The sequence below is a fragment of the Streptomyces sp. CNX435 genome (assembly GCF_059570575.1).
This window is the reverse complement of the sequence record NZ_JCANTA010000010.1, coordinates 132,086-148,438: the sequence shown is the minus strand read 5'-3', so window position 1 is coordinate 148,438 and position 16,353 is coordinate 132,086. Positions and strand designations below refer to the sequence as shown.

At 72.4% G+C, this 16,353-nt stretch carries 13 protein-coding genes, 2 tRNA genes and 1 pseudogene; 7 read left to right on the top strand and 9 right to left on the bottom strand.

All coding sequences use genetic code 11. The annotated features are described in order from the left end of the window. Positions 1-3: 3 nt before the first annotated feature. Complete coding sequence (ureG, locus tag T328_RS18600) at positions 4-699, top strand: urease accessory protein UreG (protein WP_496497200.1); 696 nt, start codon at positions 4-6, stop codon at positions 697-699. Positions 700-812: 113 nt separating this feature from the next. Beyond that, a complete protein-coding gene (locus tag T328_RS18595; protein WP_496497199.1) occupies positions 813-1,601 on the top strand; it encodes an urease accessory protein UreD in 789 nt (262 codons plus the stop codon). A 145-nt stretch (positions 1,602-1,746) separates the two neighbouring features. On the opposite strand, the gene T328_RS18590 is transcribed toward T328_RS18595, so the two are convergent. From T328_RS18590 to T328_RS18580, 3 genes are all read right to left on the bottom strand, one after another. Then, positions 1,747-1,875 carry a hypothetical protein gene (locus tag T328_RS18590; RefSeq protein WP_496497198.1) on the bottom strand — a complete coding sequence of 43 codons (129 nt, stop codon included), beginning with the start codon at positions 1,873-1,875 and terminating at the stop codon, positions 1,747-1,749. A gap of 256 nt (positions 1,876-2,131) precedes the next feature. Further along, positions 2,132-2,797, bottom strand: a complete 666-nt coding sequence (locus tag T328_RS18585) for a hemerythrin domain-containing protein (protein WP_496497197.1) — start codon at positions 2,795-2,797, stop codon at positions 2,132-2,134. Positions 2,798-3,030: 233 nt separating this feature from the next. After that, positions 3,031-3,441, bottom strand: coding sequence for a hypothetical protein (locus T328_RS18580; protein ID WP_496497196.1), 411 nt, complete (start codon positions 3,439-3,441; stop codon positions 3,031-3,033). A 123-nt stretch (positions 3,442-3,564) separates the two neighbouring features. On the opposite strand from T328_RS18580, the pseudogene T328_RS18575 reads away from it, so the two are divergent. Next, a pseudogene (locus tag T328_RS18575) lies at positions 3,565-4,341 on the top strand (ISAs1 family transposase); the annotation flags it as partial. Positions 4,342-4,400: 59 nt separating this feature from the next. After that, positions 4,401-4,601: a hypothetical protein gene (locus T328_RS18570; protein ID WP_496497195.1), complete on the top strand. Its 201-nt coding sequence runs from the start codon at positions 4,401-4,403 to the stop codon at positions 4,599-4,601. 253 nt (positions 4,602-4,854) lie between these two features. Here T328_RS18570 and T328_RS18565 read toward each other — a convergent pair. From T328_RS18565 to T328_RS18555, 3 genes are all read right to left on the bottom strand, one after another. Continuing rightward, a tRNA-Phe gene (locus tag T328_RS18565) sits at positions 4,855-4,928 on the bottom strand. 55 nt (positions 4,929-4,983) lie between these two features. After that, positions 4,984-5,061 (bottom strand) — tRNA-Asp (locus T328_RS18560). A gap of 119 nt (positions 5,062-5,180) precedes the next feature. Then, on the bottom strand, positions 5,181-6,080 hold the full coding sequence (locus T328_RS18555; protein ID WP_496497194.1) for an amidohydrolase family protein: 900 nt from the start codon (positions 6,078-6,080) through the stop codon (positions 5,181-5,183). A gap of 161 nt (positions 6,081-6,241) precedes the next feature. On the opposite strand from T328_RS18555, the gene T328_RS18550 reads away from it, so the two are divergent. After that, positions 6,242-8,323, top strand: coding sequence for an ATP-binding SpoIIE family protein phosphatase (locus T328_RS18550; RefSeq protein ID WP_496497193.1), 2,082 nt, complete (start codon positions 6,242-6,244; stop codon positions 8,321-8,323). 176 nt (positions 8,324-8,499) lie between these two features. Next, a complete protein-coding gene (locus T328_RS18545; RefSeq protein WP_496497192.1) occupies positions 8,500-11,847 on the top strand; it encodes a S8 family peptidase in 3,348 nt (1,115 codons plus the stop codon). A 163-nt stretch (positions 11,848-12,010) separates the two neighbouring features. Here T328_RS18545 and T328_RS18540 read toward each other — a convergent pair whose 3' ends face one another. Further along, on the bottom strand, positions 12,011-13,207 hold the full coding sequence (locus T328_RS18540; protein WP_496497191.1) for a glycosyltransferase family 4 protein: 1,197 nt from the start codon (positions 13,205-13,207) through the stop codon (positions 12,011-12,013). Continuing rightward, positions 13,204-14,598 carry a sulfotransferase family protein gene (locus tag T328_RS18535; RefSeq protein ID WP_496497190.1) on the bottom strand — a complete coding sequence of 465 codons (1,395 nt, stop codon included), beginning with the start codon at positions 14,596-14,598 and terminating at the stop codon, positions 13,204-13,206. The genes T328_RS18540 and T328_RS18535 overlap by 4 nt, the downstream gene beginning before the upstream one ends. A gap of 234 nt (positions 14,599-14,832) precedes the next feature. Here T328_RS18535 and T328_RS18530 point away from each other — a divergent pair, with 234 nt between their 5' ends. After that, on the top strand, positions 14,833-15,042 hold the full coding sequence (locus tag T328_RS18530) for a hypothetical protein (protein WP_496497189.1): 210 nt from the start codon (positions 14,833-14,835) through the stop codon (positions 15,040-15,042). Positions 15,043-15,282: 240 nt separating this feature from the next. Here T328_RS18530 and sigJ read toward each other — a convergent pair whose 3' ends face one another. Next, positions 15,283-16,230 carry an RNA polymerase sigma factor SigJ gene (sigJ, locus tag T328_RS18525; protein ID WP_496497188.1) on the bottom strand — a complete coding sequence of 316 codons (948 nt, stop codon included), beginning with the start codon at positions 16,228-16,230 and terminating at the stop codon, positions 15,283-15,285. Positions 16,231-16,353: the final 123 nt, after the last annotated feature.

Below are 16,353 nucleotides of genomic sequence, written 5' to 3'. Positions count from 1 at the left end.
GCCATGCACGTCGACCACGACACGATGCTGCCGCACCCCCACACCCCCGGCGCCGCGGCGCTGCGCCCCGACGGCAGCCGCCGCGCCCTGCGTATCGGCCTCGGCGGGCCCGTCGGATCCGGCAAGACCGCCGCCGTCGCCGCACTGTGCCGCGCCCTGCGCGACCGGCTGTCCATCGCCGTCGTCACCAACGACATCTACACCCGCGAGGACGCCGAGTTCCTGCTCCGCGAAGCCGTACTGCCGCCGGAGCGCATCACCGCCGTCGAGACCGGCGCCTGCCCGCACACAGCGATCCGCGACGACATCTCCGCCAACCTCGAAGCCGTCGAGCAACTGGAGGAGACCCTGCCCCCGCTGGACCTGATCCTCATCGAGTCCGGCGGCGACAACCTCACCGCCACCTTCTCCAAGGGCCTCGTCGACAACCAGGTGTTCGTCATCGACGTCTCCAGCGGGGACGACATCCCCCGCAAGGGCGGCCCCGGCGTCACCACCGCCGACCTCCTCGTCATCAACAAGACCGACCTCGCCCCGTACGTCGGCGCCGACCTGGACACCATGACCGCCGACGCGCACAAGCAGCGCGGCCACCTCCCCGTCGCGTTCACCAGCCTCGCCTCGGACGACGGTGTCCGGCCCGTCGCCGACTGGGTCAACGGCTGTCTGTCCACCTGGCGCGCCGAGGCCCCCGTATGACAGCCGCCGCACCGCACCCGGGCACTCCACCCACCACCACACCCCCCGCACGGGCCGCCGCGCGAAGCGAGACGGACAACCGTTGCGCGGGCGAGGGGTCCGCGGCCGGGAGGGTGCACCCGACGGACCCCGAACTCTCCGGAGTCCGGGCCACCGCCGTCATCAGGGCCGCGCGCGACGGCGCCACCACGACCGTCCCCCTCATGCGCAACAGCGGCCCCTTCCACCTGCACCAGACCCAACCCCAGGAGGGGTGGGCCCGGGTCAGCGTGATCAGTTCCATGTGCGCACCGCTCGGCGGGGACCGACTCGCCCTCGACGTCACCGCCGAGGAACACGCCAAGCTGGAGGTGACCACGGCAGCCGCCACCATCGCGCTGCCCGGCGCCACCACCGCTCCCGCCACCTACGACGTCCGCCTCACCGTCGCCGACCACGCCATGCTGACCTGGCTGCCCAAGCCCCTGATCAGCGCCGCGGGCAGCACCCTCCACCAGGCCTGCACCGTCGACCTCGCACCCACCGCCGCCGTCCTGCTGCGCGAGGAGCAACTCCTCGGCCGCACGCCCGAGCCCCCGGGCCACCTCACCACCCACCTCATCGTGCACCGCGGCGGACGCCCCGTCGTCGACCAGCACACCGCCTACGGCGGCACCGCACCGGCCTGGGACGGCCCGGCCGTGCTGGGCGGACACCGCGCCGCCGGCCAACTCCTCGTCGTGGACCCCCACCTCACCACCGACCACCCCACGATCCTCATCGGCGAGGACCCCGAGCAGGGCCACGCCGTGCTCACCCCGCTCGCCCGGCACCCCGCTCTCCTCGCCACTGCCACCGCCACCGCCCTCCACCAGGTGACTGAACTCCTCGACACCGCACTCGAACATATCCGGAACATGTAGCACCGCGGGATCCACATCATTGCCACGCCCCGCACTTGAAGGGAAGCACGAATGCCCGGCCAGCCGCACGCCCCGCCACCCGCGCTTTCACCGGAGCCGTTGCGGCGGCGGCTTCCGCCTCGGCCCGATCCTGCTCGGCCAGCCGCTACAGGACCCGTTCAGCGATCGCCAGCTCCTCCCGCCCCGCCTGGACCTCCTGGAGCCGCTTGCCCAGTTCCTCGGCGAGCGCGTCCAGTTCACTCCGGCGAGCCGTGATCCGCTCCAGCTCCGACATCCCCGCACCCTCCCCGCGATCCGGCGGCCTCCCCGCACAGCGACGGATCGTAAGCAGCCCCTCGTGGCAGGCGCAGCAGAACCCGCGAACCGCCCAAGCCGCCCAGTCAGACGATCTTCACCATGGACACCCGCCGCCGACCAGCACGAGCACGCCGGTATCCGCGCACACCAGCCCATCTGACCAGCAGGTTTTCACGATGCACAGGCTCATTGCGCCTCGCCGGGACACCTACGCGTGTCCCTCGACGCCGATGTCACGTAGAGGCGAACACCTTACGCCGGTAACGCTTCAAGGCGATCGGGCCAACCCTGGACATCATCGCGAACACCGGAGTGGGGATGGCTTCCTTGAACAGAGCACGGTGCTCGCTGGAGGCATCCTGCAGCAGCATTCCGAACAACACGGGAACCTTCGAGCGGGGAACATTGACGAGACTCTTGTTGCCGACGTCGGCCCACTCATCGGCGGTCAGGTGTCGGTCTATGAGCGGGAGTATGTTCTTCTCCTCGGTGTCGAGGTGCTCGAAGAGCGGTGAAAGAAGTCCGTCGATCGTGGCAGCGAGTGCGTCGCGGTCCCCCACTGTCCCCGACGCCCGCCACGTGGCAGTCTGCCGTTCCGCGTCCTGGAGCACCGCGTCAACGATCTTGTGTTGTGACTGCATCAGTTCGACGATGGGCGCCACGTCCTGTGGCCCTCGGCTTGCCAGCTTGGGCCAGCAATGGTCGTCCTCGCCGCGGTGATGCACGTGCAGAAAGTCGACCATCAGAGCGACGTGATCAGCGACGATCTGTGTCCGCGCCCGGTCATGTGCCGCAACACCACGGATCAGCGCCGGCAGCGCCTCGAACTCACGCCGGAACATGATGTGAACCGCGTACATGTCCCTGCTGTCCGCAGGTTGCGGGTTCTGCTTTGCCATAGTCTTCGTCTTCCCTTGCGGTGCGCACTCGAATGGTGCTGACCTGGGCGGAGTCACCGTGTGAAAGACCTGTGATGAGGTCGCAGTCACGTTCTTTGCGGCTCCTGGCGAAGGGGATGTGGTCGCCTCCATCGCGTAGCGTCAGCGGTTGTACTACGAGCCGCCGGGTCCAGGGGTTCAATCGCCAGGCGGACTGCGCAAGCTTGGCCCCGGCCCCGTGTCAGGGAGCTTCTTCAGCGGTGTCGCTCCAGGGTGAGAACGGCTTGCGGCCACCTCAAGAGGATCGGCTCGCGGTGGCGCGTCCTGTCCAGACCCAGCCGCTCGCCGACCGCCCTCACCTGCACCGGGCCGTCGGCCTCCCGCACAACCGCCAGAATCTTGCGGTAGTCACCTGGCAGCGCGCCCTCATCGGCCGCGTCGCTGCGGTGCGGGATGAGCAGCACTGCCCGCCCGGCCACCTGCGCCGATACCGGAGCGACAGCCTCGGCGTCGGCCTGGAGCTGCTCGGCCAGGCGGTTCAACACCCGCTCCGCGATCGCCAGTTCGTCCTGCTCGACCTGGACCTCCTGAAGCTGCTTGGCCAACTCCTCGGCGAGGGCGTCCAGTTCGCTCCGGCGAGCGGTGATCCACTGCCGCTCCTGCATCACCCGCGCCCTCCCGCGTTTGTACGGCGTGCCGACCTGCTGACGGATCGTAGGCGGGGGCCGGTCGTGGACGCAGCCGAACCGGCATCCCGCCGGAGCCGGACCTGCCCGACGATCTACGCCATGGTCATCGGCCGCCGACCGGCACGAGTACCCAACCCGCCATTCACACCAGACCCGCGACCTGCGACTTCACGATGCACACCACTCAGTGGGCAGGACATGCGCCGCAGGACACCTCTCGCCCGGCTCGGCGCGCGGGCGGTCGGTCCGCTCGGGCTGCGGCGTGCGCCGTCTGCCTCCACGATCCGCCGCGTGCTGACGCTGGTGTGTCCCGGCGGGCTCGCCGACCTGCTGGGATGCGATCCACAACATGCCGCGCAGCTGGCAGTGGACGGCAAGGCGGCCCGCGGCTCACGTACCGATACCGCGCCGGCCGCGCATCTGCTCTCCGCGGTGCTGGACGGCGGACGCACCGTCTCCCAACTGCGGGTGCCGGACAAGACTACCGAGGTCACCGGCTTCACCCGGCTGCTGGCGCCGTTCGACCTGACCGGGGTGACGGTGACCGCTGACGCGCTGCACACCCACCGCGAACACGCGAAGTGGCTGGTGGACAACAAGCGGGCGCACTACCTGCTGGTCGTCAAGCGGAACCAGCCGACGCTCTACGAGACGCTGCGCACCCTGCCGTGGCGGAAGGTGACCACCCGGCACTACGACCGCGACCTCGGGCACGGACGGGCCGAGACCCGCAGCGTGCGCACCCTGACCGTCACCGGCCTGGACCTGGACTTCCCGTACATGGCGCAGGCCGCGAAGATCCATCGGCACCGCACCGATCTGAAGACCGGCAAGGTCACCCGGGAAACCGCCTACACCATCACCGACCTGACCACCCGAGCAGCATCACCCCAGGCCATCAGCCACTTCGCGCGCTCGACTGGGGAGTCGAAGCCGTGCACCACATGCGCGACACCACCTTCGGCGAGGACGCCTCGAAGATCCGCACCGGCCACCGTCCGGAGAACATGGCCACCCTGCGCAGCTTCGCGATCACCACCCTGCGCGCCGCCGGACACCACGGCATCGCAGCCGGACTACGCGAGGTCTCCTACCAGCCCTTCACCCGCCCACTCGACCTGCTCGGCCTGCCTTGACCAGCCCCGCCACATGACCAACCAGACTTTGAATCAGCCCTGGCCGGGTAGGGCAGCCACGACAGGATTGATCTTGGGGTCGATTGTCATGAAACAAGTCTGTAGGGCGCCCGCTGGCTTGGTCGGCGATCCGGAGATACCGAGGTGCCCGGGGCACTCCTCGGGAGCCGTTGGCGTACGGGTTGGCGTAAACGGCCACGAGAATGCCCCCTCCAAGATTCCCGGAGGGGGCATTTTTGCTGGTCAGGCTGTGTGGCTGGGGCCGGGGTCGAACCGGCGACCTTCCGCTTTTCAGGCGGACGCTCGTACCAACTGAGCTACCCAGCCCGACGGCCGGGGACCGGGGTCCCCAGTCGGGTGGCCCCTCAGGCGTGCCTGAGGGTGGCGGTCCTGACGGGATTTGAACCCGCGGCCTCCACCTTGACAGGGTGGCGAGCACTCCAAACTGCTCCACAGGACCAGGCTTGCGCGAGCACTAGTCTCGCACAGAGTGATGCGTGATCCCTAGCGGGATTCTCCGCCGCCGGCTACGGGCCGTGACGTCGCTGGATCAGCGTAGCAGAACCGCGGGCGGGGCCCCTAAACGAGCGGCGGGGGCGCCGGCAGGCCGAAGAGGCGGGCCGCGTTGTCGTGGCAGACCGCGCGAAGCCAGTCCTCGTCCGGGCTCTGTGACGCCAGGGCGTCCAGGGCGTCCGCGTACGGGTACGGGATGTTGGGGAAGTCCGTGCCCAGCAGGATGCGGTCCCGTAGGGCCGCGAGGCGGGGGCGGGCGCGGGGTGGGAACGGGGCGGCGGACTCGGCGAAGGGGGTGAAGGCCATCGTCGTGTCGAGCATGACCTGCTCGTGGCGTTCCGCCAGCGTCAGGAAGTCCTCGTACTCCGGCATGCCCAGGTGCGCGACGACCAGCCGCAGCCGCGGGTGGCGCCGCAGCAGCGCCGCGATCGGGGCCGGGCCGGTGTGGGCGCCCGGGACCGGGCCGGAGCCGCAATGGGTGACGACCGGGAGGGCGGCGTCCGCGAGCAGGGACCAGACCTCGTCGAGTACGGGGGTGTTCGGGTCGTACGCGCCGACTTGCAGGTGGCACTTGAACACCCGCGCCCCCTGGGCGATCGCCCGCCGTACGTTGTCCGCCGCGCCCGGCTCGGCGAAGAACGTCGCCGTGTGCAGGCAGTCCGGCGTGCGCGCGGCGAAGCCGGCGGACCAGTCGTTGAGCCAGCGCGCCATGCCCGGCTTGTGCGGGTACAGCATCGACGTGAAGGCGCGCACCCCGAAGCCGCGGAGCAGCTTCACCCGCTCGGCCTCCTCCTGCCGGTACGCGATCGGCCACGGGCGGCCGACCAGCGGGCCGGCGGCGTCGAAGTAGGCCCAGACCTTCGCCAGCACCTGCTGCGGCATGAAGTGGGTGTGGACGTCGATCAGATGCTCCAGCCCCAGCCGGCGGCGGAACGCCGCCACCCGGTGCTGCTCGGCTTCCTGCACCGGGTCTCCCTCGTTCGTCGGGCCGGCGGGTCGGGCAGGTCGGGCGGGTGCCGCGGGTGCCCGTGCTGATCGTCTACCAGGGGGGAGGGTCCGCAGAAGTCCCGGGTGCGGAGAAGGCGTCAACCGCCGCGCCGCGCGCTCTGAAGCATAAAATGTGGACAATGCGTACCGAAGAGGTGCTGTCCGGGCTGGGTACGGGCGTCTGGCGCTGGGCGACGCACACCGACGGGGTGGTGCTGGACGCGCAGGCCGCCCGGCTCCTCGGGCTGCCGGCCGCGCGGGTCACCGTCCACGCCTCCGCGGTACGCGCCCGGCTGCACGGCGTGGACTACATCGAGCTGGCCGGCATTCTCGACCTCGCCCTGGCCGAGGGCACCCTGGCCGAGGGCCGGCTGCGCGTCGTCGACGCCGAGGGCGACGTCGTACGGGTGGTGCGCTGCCGGATGCGCGCGCTGGAGACGGCGCGGGAGGAGCAGACCGAGATCGTCGGTACCGTCCAGGAGCTCGTCGCCCCGCCGCCGCGCCCGCCCGCGGGCGGCGACCGCCCGCTGGGGACCAGCGATTGGCGGCTGTCCCGCGAGGCGTTCCTGCTCTCCGCCGGCCGCGCGCTCGCCGAGGCCCGCTCCACCGACCAGGTGCTGCGGGTGGCGGGGTCGCTGTCGATGCCGGGCTTCTCGCCGGACGCCATGGCGGTCTTCGCGGTCGAGGGCGACGCCCTGCTCCTCGTCGGCCACCACGGCTACCGGCCCGAGGAGGCCGAGCCCTTCGGCGGCCTCCCGCTGGACGCCGCCTTCCCCGCCCAGGAGGCCGCGCGCACCGGCCGCGCCGTGTACGTCTCCGGCCGCGACGAGCTGGCGCGCCGCTACCCCGAGGCGTGGCGGTACTGCACCGGCACGCCGCGCCGGTCGTGGGCGTTCCTGCCGCTGGTGGCGGACAGGCGGACGGCCGGGGTGTGGATGGCGGCGTTCGAGGACGAGGTGTCGTTCACGCCGGACGAGCGGTCGGTGCTCACGACGGTGGCGCGGATGCTGGCGCAGGCGCTGTCGGACGCGTACGTCCACGAGTCGGAGCGGGAGCTGGCCGAGGGGTTGCAGCGCAGCATGATGCCGGCGGTCGCGCGCGTCCCCGGCTTCGACGTGGCGGCGCGGTACGTCCCCTCCGGCGGCGGGCTGCAGATCGGCGGCGACTGGTACGACGTCTTCGCGCTGCCCTCCGGGCAGACGGCCCTGGTCATCGGGGACGTCCAGGGGCACGACGTACGGGCCGCGGGGCTGATGAGCCAGTTGCGCATCGCGATCCGCGCGTACGCCTCCGAGGGCCACCGCCCGGACGCCGTGCTGACCCGCGCCTCCGGCTTCCTCGCCCGGCTGGGCGAGCGGCAGACCGGCGACCCCGCCGACGCCCGCTTCGCCACCTGCCTCTACCTCCAGGCCGACCCGGTGACGGGCACGCTGGCCGTGGCCCGGGCCGGCCACCTCGACCCCGCGGTGGCGCTGCCCGACGGCGCGATGGTCATCCGTCCCAGCGCGGGCGGCCTGCCGCTCGGCGTCGAGCCCGACCCGCACTACCCGGTCTCCGAGCACACGATCGACCCGGACGAGACCATGCTCCTGTGCACCGACGGCCTGGTGGAGACCGGCGGCCACGACCTGTACAGCGGGCAGGCGCGGCTCGGCGCCGCGTTCGGGGCGACGCTCGGCGCGGGGCTGGAGACGGTGGCGGACGCGCTCGTGGACGCGGTCACCGGCCCCGGTTCGTACGCCACCCGCGGGCCGCACTCCGGGCGCAGCCAGGACGACATCGCGTTCGTCCTGCTGCGCACCGCCGGCGTGACCCGGCGCGCGCGGCCGAAGTCGCAGCGGCACATGTACCTGCCCGTGCCGCAGGCCGAGCCGCAGCGCGTCGCTGACGCCCGGCACCAGCTGCGCAGCCTGCTCTACGACTGGGCGACCGCGGACCAGATCGACGCGGCGGAGCTGGCGCTCTCCGAGATGATCGGGAACGTCATGATCCACACGGACAGCACCGCCAACGTCCTGGCCGATGTCACCGGCCCGCCCGGCCGGCGGGTCCTGCGCATGACGGTCGCCGACGCGGACGGCAACCTCCCGCACCGCCGGCACCCGGGCGAGATGGCGTCGTCGGGCCGCGGGGTGCTGCTGCTGCAGGAACTGGCGGACAGCTGGGGCGTGGAGCCGCGGGGGGACGGCAAGGCGATCTGGGTCGAGTTCCGCGAGTGCTGAACAAAACCCCACTCTGAACAACTCCGACCGTACGTCCCTGACCTGTGCTTCCGCCCGCCCCGCCGGAAGAGCCGTCACAGGGAGGGAACCACTTCGTGCCGATCGGCGGATGATGGGGCAAGGGGGGGTGGGGGCACACCAGAGACTCCTGACCCCCAAGGCATCGGGAGGGGTTAGTGCGCAGACACATCAAGAGGGCGGGATTCACCGCGTTAGCCGCAGCCGCGGCGACGGCGCTCACGGCGGGCCTCACGGCCGCCCCGGCCGCCTCGTCGACGACCGAGGGGACCGGGGACTCCGGGGGGAACCGCTCCGCGAAGTACGAGAAGCAGGACGGCACATGGGTGACGCTGATCACCGGTGACCGGGTACGGGTCGGCGCCGCCGGCGACGTCGTGGGGATCGACCGCGGGCCGGGCCGCGCCGGCATACCCGTGCGCACCTTCGAGTCGAAGGGCCACACCTACGTCGTCCCGCGCGACGCCACCGCGCTCGTCGGCGACGGCACGCTGGACCGCCGGCTCTTCGACGTCACGCTGCAGGCCCGCCCCGAGTACGTACGCCAGCAGCGCGACGGCCTGAAGCTCATCGTCGACTACCGCGGCGAGCGCCCCGAGGCGCGGGACCGGCTGCGTGCCGCCGACGGCACCGACGTCGGGCACCGCTTCCCGCGGCTGGGCGCCGAGGCCGTCACCACCGCCAAGGGCGACGCCGCCGCAGCCTGGAAGGCGCTGACCCGCGCCGACGGCGGCGCGGGCGCCGGCGAGCCGCTGGCCGCCGAGGCCGGCGTCAAGCGCGTCTGGCTGGACGGCGTACGCCGCGCCAGCCTGGACGTCAGCGTGCCGCAGATCGGCGCCCCGGCCGCCTGGGACGCCGGCTACAAGGGCGACGGCGTGAAGATCGCCGTGCTCGACACCGGCGTCGACGAGACCCACCCGGACCTCGCCGGCCAGGTCGTCGCCAGCGAGAACTTCACGCCCGCCGCCGACGCCGAGGACCGCTACGGCCACGGCACCCACGTCGCCTCCATCGCGGCCGGCACGGGCGCGAAGTCGGACGGCAGGCTCACCGGCGTCGCCCCCGGCGCAAAGCTGCTCGCGGGCAAGGTCCTCGACGACGACGGCTACGGCGACGACTCCGGCATCCTCGCCGGCTTCGAGTGGGCGGCCGGCCAGGGCGCCGACATCGTCAACCTCAGCCTCGGCGGCGGCGACACCCCCGAGGTCGACCCGCTGGAGGAGGCGATCAACCGGATCTCCGCCGACGAGGGCGTGCTGTTCGCCGTCGCCGCCGGCAACGACGGCCAGCTGGGCAGCCACACCGTCTCCTCGCCCGGCTCCGCCGACGCCGCGCTGACCGTCGGCGCCGTCGGCCCGAACGGCGGGCTGGCGGACTTCTCCTCGCGCGGCCCGCGGATCGGCGACAGCGCGGTCAAGCCCGACGTCACCGCCCCCGGCGTGGCGATCACGGCCGCCGCCGCGCCCGGCAGCGTCATCGAGCAGGAGGTCGGCCAGAACCCCGAGGGGTACCTGACGATCGACGGTACGTCCATGGCGACCCCGCACGTCGCGGGCGCCGCCGCGCTCCTCGCGCAGCAGCACCCGGACTGGACCGGCCAGCAGCTGAAGGCCGCGCTGTCCGCGTCGGCCAAGCCCGCCGCCAAGCGCGGCGCGTTCGGCCAGGGTGCCGGGCTCATCGCCTCGGACCAGGCCGTGGGGCAGTCGGTGGTGACCGAGCCGACGTCGCTGAGCTTCGGCCGGCAGGAGTGGCCGCACCAGGACGACGAGCCGGTGACGAAGCAGATCACGTACCGGAACCTGGGCGCCGAGGACGTCACGCTGTCGCTGTCCACGTCCACCGTGCAGCCCGGCGGCGGCGCCGCGCCCGAGGGGATGTTCACCCTCGGCGCCGAGGAGGTCACGGTCCCGGCCGGCGGCACCGCCGAGGTGCCGGTGACCGCCGACACCCGCGCCGGGGACGGCGACGGCGTGTTCTCGGTGTACGTCACGGCGACGGGCGGCGGCCAGCGCGTCGTCACCCCGGGCGGTGTGGAGCGGGAGGAGGAGTCGTACGACGTCACCGTCGAGTTCCTCGGCCGTGACGGGCAGTCGTCCGCGGACGGCACCGCGCTGCTGGCCGGCATGGAGGAGAGCAACTGGGAGGTCTTCGAGTTCCTCGACGGCGACACCGCCACCGTGCGCGTGCCCAAGGGCCGTTACCTGGTCAGCGGCGACATCGCGACGTTCGAAGGCGAGGAGCTGACCGAGTACGACTGGATCAACCAGCCGCGCCTGGACGTCACCGGGGACACGACCGTCACCGTGGACGCCCGCACCGCGAAGCCGATCGACGTCACCGTGCCGGACGCGGACGCCGTACGCACGACCGTCGACATGGGCATGGACGTGAACACCGTCGAGGTGGGCGCGGGCATCGGCAGCTTCGTGGACGGCGGCACCGACGTGCGCACCGCGCACCTCGGGCCGGCGACCGCGGCCGGCGAGCTGTACCAGCAGGTGCAGGTGAGCTTCGCGGGCGACGAGCGCACCGACTACCAGACGGTCTACAGCCAGGCCGACCGCACCACCATGTGGACCGGTCTCGTCCGGGCCACCCCGCAGAGCGAGCTGGCCAAGCTCGACGTCACGCTGGGCAGCTCGGCGGAGGGCCGGCAGGGCCTGCTCTTCGCGACGCCGTTCATCCTCGGCAGCACGGGCTCCTCGGCCACCGCGTGCGACCTGCCCTACCAGGGCACGCTGTACGTGCGCGGCGGCGACCGCATCAACTGGGAGCTGGAGTACTGGCAGCTCGGCGAGGAGTTCGAGGACATCGCGTACGGCACGGGCGGCCGCACCTACGCCGGCGGCAGCACGTACAAGGAGTCCTTCAACGCCGCCGTGGTCGGCCCGATCCTCACCCCGGACCTCGGTGCCACCCGCGACGGCAACACGATCGACACGCTGATACCGGTCTACCTCGACAACCCCGCGCACTGGGGCTACTCGGCGTACGAGAACGCCGACACCTCCCTGTACCGCAACGGCGAGAAGGTGGGGTCGGTGGCCGACCTGCCGATCGACGCGCAGTTCACGGTGCCGGAGGGCGACGCCGAGTACAAGCTCACCACCTCCTCCACCCGGCCGGCCACGGTCGCCCGGACGTCCACGAAGGTGACCGCGACCTGGACCTTCTCCTCCGCCCGGACCGACGGCCCGAAGGCGCTGCCGCTGTCCGTCGTGCGCTACTCGCCGACGCTCTCGGCCGGGAGCGCCTCCGACGCGGGGCTGACGAAGAAGGTGCCGGTCACGGTGCAGGGCTCGGCGGCGGGGGACAACCTCAAGTCGCTGACCGTGTGGGCCTCCACCGACGGGGGCGCGACCTGGAAGGAGCTGCCGGTGCGGGACGGCAAGGTGACCGTGGTCAACCCGGCCGCGGGCAAGACCGTGTCGTTCCGGGCGAAGGCGGTGGACAAGCAGGGCAACACCGTCACGCAGCGCATCTTCGACGCCTACCGGACCCGGTGAGGTGTACGTGAACGGGGCGCTGAGCGGCCCGTAGTACGGGGACGGCCCCCGGTCCGGCGCGGCGGCGCGACGGACCGGGGGCTGTTCTCCGTACGGGCCGCGTCTCTCCTAAGGAGTACGCACCCCGGCCGCTCCCGGCCCCCGCGCCGCCGCGATGCCGCCGCTATGCCGCCGCCCGTACGAGCTTCCGCCGCCGCGTCGACCGCTCCGCCGCCAGCGTCGCGAACAGCTCCTCCCACCGCGGGTGCACGGCCTCCGGCAAGTACATCCGCGACTTGGCGAGCGACGCCGTGCCCATGTCCACGCGCAGCCCCTCGTCGTCCATCACCTGCCCCATGGCCACCGCGAGCGCGTCGATGTCCCGCGGCGGCACGAGCAGCCCTTCCCGGCCGTCGGTGATGACGTCCGCCGGGCCCGTCGGGCAGTCGTAGCTGACCACCGGCAGCCCGTGCGTCATCGACTCGATCATCACCATGGGCAGGCCCTCGAACCGCGAACTGAGCACGAACATCGACGCCTTGGCCAGCTCGTCGTCGAGCCGCGGCGTGAAGTCCATGAGGAAGACGCTGTTGTACGCGTGGTGCTTGTCGATGAGCGCGCGCAGCTCCTGCTCCTTGTCGCCGTTGCCGAAGATCCGCAGCTGCCAGCCGGGGCGGCCGTCGGCCGCCTGCGCGAACGCCGGGATGAGCAGGTCGAAGCCCTTCTGGCCCCTCAGCCGGCCGGCCGCGACGGCGATGCGGTTCGCGTAGGAGGACTGCCGCTTGCGGCCGGCGTGGACGGCGTTGGGGATGCACACGACGTGGGTGCCGGGGAGCAGCCGCGCGTACTCGTCGCGGTCGCGTTCGGTGAGCACGGCGACCGCGTCGAAGCGCGAGTAGAGGCGGATGATGGCGGCGCGCACGTCCCGCGGGTGGGTGCCGAGGTTCATGTGCTCCTGGCCGACGCGGACGACGCTCGGGTCGGCGTGCTGCGCGGCGAGGATGTTGAGCGCGGGGCGGGTGGTGACGAGCGCCCCGCCGCGCAGCCGCCCCATCCAGCGGATCACCCGGCCCTCGACGTCCCGGGTGAAGTGCTCGCGCGCGACCTCGCCGTGCGGTACGTACCGGGAGGGCCGCCCGCTCGCACTGAACCGGGTCGTCCACGCGGACGGTGCGGGGGTGGGCGGCGCGCCGTAGGTGTCGACGAGCGCGGTCACCCGCACCCGGCGGTCCAGCGGGAACCGGGGCGCCTTGCGGCGGCGCACGACGCTGACGACCTCGACGTCGTGGCCGGCGGCGGCCATGGAGGCGGCCTGGTTGAACACCGTGCGGATGGTGCCGCCCTTGCCGTATGCGTTGAGGAGCAGATAGCGGATCTTCACGAGATCGTCCGGGAGAGGTCGTCGCGGAGCTGGCACGAGATGGAGAGGTTGTCGCGGACGGTGTAGTAGGGCTTGACCTGGACCGTGTCGGTGCCGGACGAGAAGGACTGCGTGGGGAACAGCACGATGTTCTTCTTCGGTTCGACGTCTCGAAGGTCCCGGGTGGCCTGCAGCCGTACGCGCCAAACGTCCGCGTCCGCGTCCGTGTCCGCGTTCGCGGTGAGGTGCAGGTCCCACTTCGCGGGCAGCGCGATCCCGGAGGGCGCCAAGTCGGCGACGGGAACGCTGACTTCGAAGCTGTCGCCGTTGAGCGTCGCGGGATAGGCGAGCCGGTGTTCTGGTGAGCCGGTCAGCGAGACGGCGAGCTGCCACCGCGGGGCGCCCGGTGCTGCCGGGGCGTCCTGGGCGGCCGGGGCCTCCTGAGGGGTGAGGGCGGCCGGGGCGCCGTGGAGGCGGCCGACGATGCGGATGAGACCGTCGCGCGGCCAGACCTCGGTGACCTCGGCACGAGGGCCCTTGGCGGCCGGATCCGCCGGGCCGGCGTGATCCGGCAGGTACCCCCACGCCACGCTGATCTCGCGCAGCGGCTCCGGCACCTCCCCGGGCTCCGGCAGCGCACGGCCCTGCTGGACGCGCCCGCTGCGGATCTTCTCCTTCCAGTCGCCGAGCCCCTTCGGCAGCTCGCCCTCCTCGCGGGCCCCGTAGTCGAGCATCCCGGGCTCGTACTCGACGTCGAGGAAGCCGCAGATGCTCCGCAGGACGCCCTCGGGGTCGGTGGTCAGGTCCTCGTAGCGCACCAGGTGGCCGGGGAGTTCCCGGCGGGCGCGCTCGGTGGCGCGCACGTAGTGCAGTGCCTGCACCGCGGCGTCCTCCGGCGTGCGCCGGGAGGGGTCGGCCTCGTACCAGGACTGCGCGATCGAGGCGGGGTGGCGCAGCAGGAAGACGTACCGGGCGTCGGGCCAGCAGGCGGCGATGCGCTGGTACGCGAATACGTTGTTCGGCGTCTTCTCGACCAGGATGTCCTTGCCGGAGCGGACCAGCTCGCGGTGGAGCACCCGGTCCCACAGCAGGTGCTCCAGGTCGCTGCGGTGCAGGTCGAGCTCGCTCATGGCCTCGACCGCCAGGTCGGTGCCGGCGCTGACTTCGAGCCGGCGCACGTGCAGCTCGTGCGGCGCGTGCATACGGGAGTGGCCGCCGAGCAGCATGCGCAGCAGCGTGGCGCCGGAGCGTACCGGCGTGATGACGAAGACCGGCCGCCTGAGCAGCCGGTCGACCCGTGGGTCCGGCGGCGGGCGGTAGTCGGGCAGGCGGCCGGGGCGGGCGGCGGGGGCTGCGGCCCGGGTCTTCTTCCGGCGCGGCTGGGCGGTGCGCTGGATCTGGAGGCCGGTCAACCGGCCAAGGGTTCTGTTCAGGTGCCGCAGCATTCTCCACCGGTCCCATGCGAGAGGTGTTCCGGCCCGGAAAACGACGCGGCGGGCGGGGGGTTGCGCTCGTCCGGATTCTTCAGATCTGCGTACGGGAGAACTGCGCCGGTGGAGGGGGTGTGCCGGAACGGGTGTGCGCGCGAGGGGTTGACAGTCGCGCGGGTGTGCCCGACGGTGGGAGCGCTCCCATACCTTCAAGCCTTGCACGCGGTACGCACCTGGGACGTATGGCGCAGCTATGCCGTACGTACGCCGTACGCCCCCCGCACGTCGATCGAGAGCACGCTCGCAAAGCCCCGGTGGCGGGACGCCTTCCCGCTGCATTCCGCCACCGGTCCCGCTGTCTGGACCGACAACCGGCGCGTCGGCGTTTCCTCCGCCGGCTCGCTCACCTGGGGCACCGCCCCCTGACGAGCGGGCGGACCCTCCCCCGCCCGCTCACCCCGGACCCTCGCGTCCGGGCCCGACGCCCCCACCCGGCCCACCACCGGGGTGGGGGCGTCTTGCCGGCGGTGCCGGCGGGCCCGCGGACCGTTGCGCGGTGTTGTCAGGTGCCTCGGCGTCAACGAGCAGGGCAGCATCCGTAGTTGACTGTTCCCGTGGCCGTCGCGGCGGCCCGCCCGGCGGCCGGTCAGGCCCGGGTCCCCGCCCTCAGTCCAGGTCCGGGACCATCGCCAGCTTGTCGGGGTTGCGCATGATGTTGATCGCGCTGATCCGCCCCGCGTCCACCGTGAACGACATGACCGAAAGCTGCCCGTCGGCCCCGTGGATCGCCAGCCCGGCCGCGCCGTTGACCTCGATCGGGCGGATGTCCAGCGGCCCCACGGTGCCGGCGTGCGCGACGATCATCGACGCCACCCGCTCCGCCTCGCGCTCGATGTGCTGCAGCGTGGCGACCTTGCCGCCGCCGTCGCCGCGCAGCACCACGTCCGGGTCGAGCAGCGCGATCAGCGCCGGCAGGTCGCCGTCCTGGCACGCCGCCGTGAACGCGTCGACCAGCTCCCGCTGCTCCGCCTCCGTCGCCGGCGTCCGCGGCCGGCCGTCCTCCACCTGCCGCCGCGCCCGCGACGCGAGCTGCCGCACCGCCGCCGCGGAGCGGCCGACGACCTCGGCGATCTCGGGGAACGGGACGCTGAAGACGTCGTGCAGCACGAACGCGGTGCGCTCGGCCGGCGACAGCCGCTCCAGCACCACCAGCAGCGCCATGCTCACCGACTCGTCCAGCGTCACCCGGTCGACCGGGTCGTGCGAGCGGTCGGCGACCAGCGGCTCGGGCAGCCACGTGCCCACGTACTGCTCCCGCCGCGCCCGCGCGCTGCTCAGGGCGTCCAGCGCCAGCCGGCTGACCGTCGTGGTCAGCCAGGCGGTGAGGTCACGGACGGTGCCCGGGTCGTCGAGCCGCCGCAGCCGCAGCCAGGCCTCCTGCACGCAGTCCTCGGCCTCCACCAGGGAGCCGGTCATCGTGTACGCCACGCGCAGCAGCCGCGGGCGGTTGGCCTCGAAGGACCGCGCGAGCAGCTCTTCGGTGTCCCGGGCGGCGTCCCGCGCGGTGTCCCGTGGGGTGTTTCGTCCGGTGTCCCGTGCGTCCCGCTTCGTCATGCCCCTGTCCCGTACTGCCCCATGGCCGGTCACGTTGTGACACAGCCCCTATCCGACGAGTGTCCATGTCACACCTCGAAGGGCTACGTCGTCAACAGGCTACGGAAGCCCGGGGCCCACCCC

Bases quoted from the DNA above. Each gene is read 5' to 3' on its own strand.
- ureG (WP_496497200.1), top strand. From the start codon at position 4: ATGCACGTCGACCACGACACGATGCTGCCGCACCCCCACACCCCCGGC.
- T328_RS18590 (WP_496497198.1), bottom strand. From the start codon at position 1,875: ATGTCGGAGCTGGAGCGGATCACGGCTCGCCGGAGTGAACTGGACGCG.
- T328_RS18585 (WP_496497197.1), bottom strand. From the start codon at position 2,797: ATGGCAAAGCAGAACCCGCAACCTGCGGACAGCAGGGACATGTACGCG.
- T328_RS18580 (WP_496497196.1), bottom strand. From the start codon at position 3,441: ATGCAGGAGCGGCAGTGGATCACCGCTCGCCGGAGCGAACTGGACGCC.
- T328_RS18550 (WP_496497193.1), top strand. From the start codon at position 6,242: ATGCGTACCGAAGAGGTGCTGTCCGGGCTGGGTACGGGCGTCTGGCGC.
- sigJ (WP_496497188.1), bottom strand. From the start codon at position 16,230: ATGACGAAGCGGGACGCACGGGACACCGGACGAAACACCCCACGGGAC.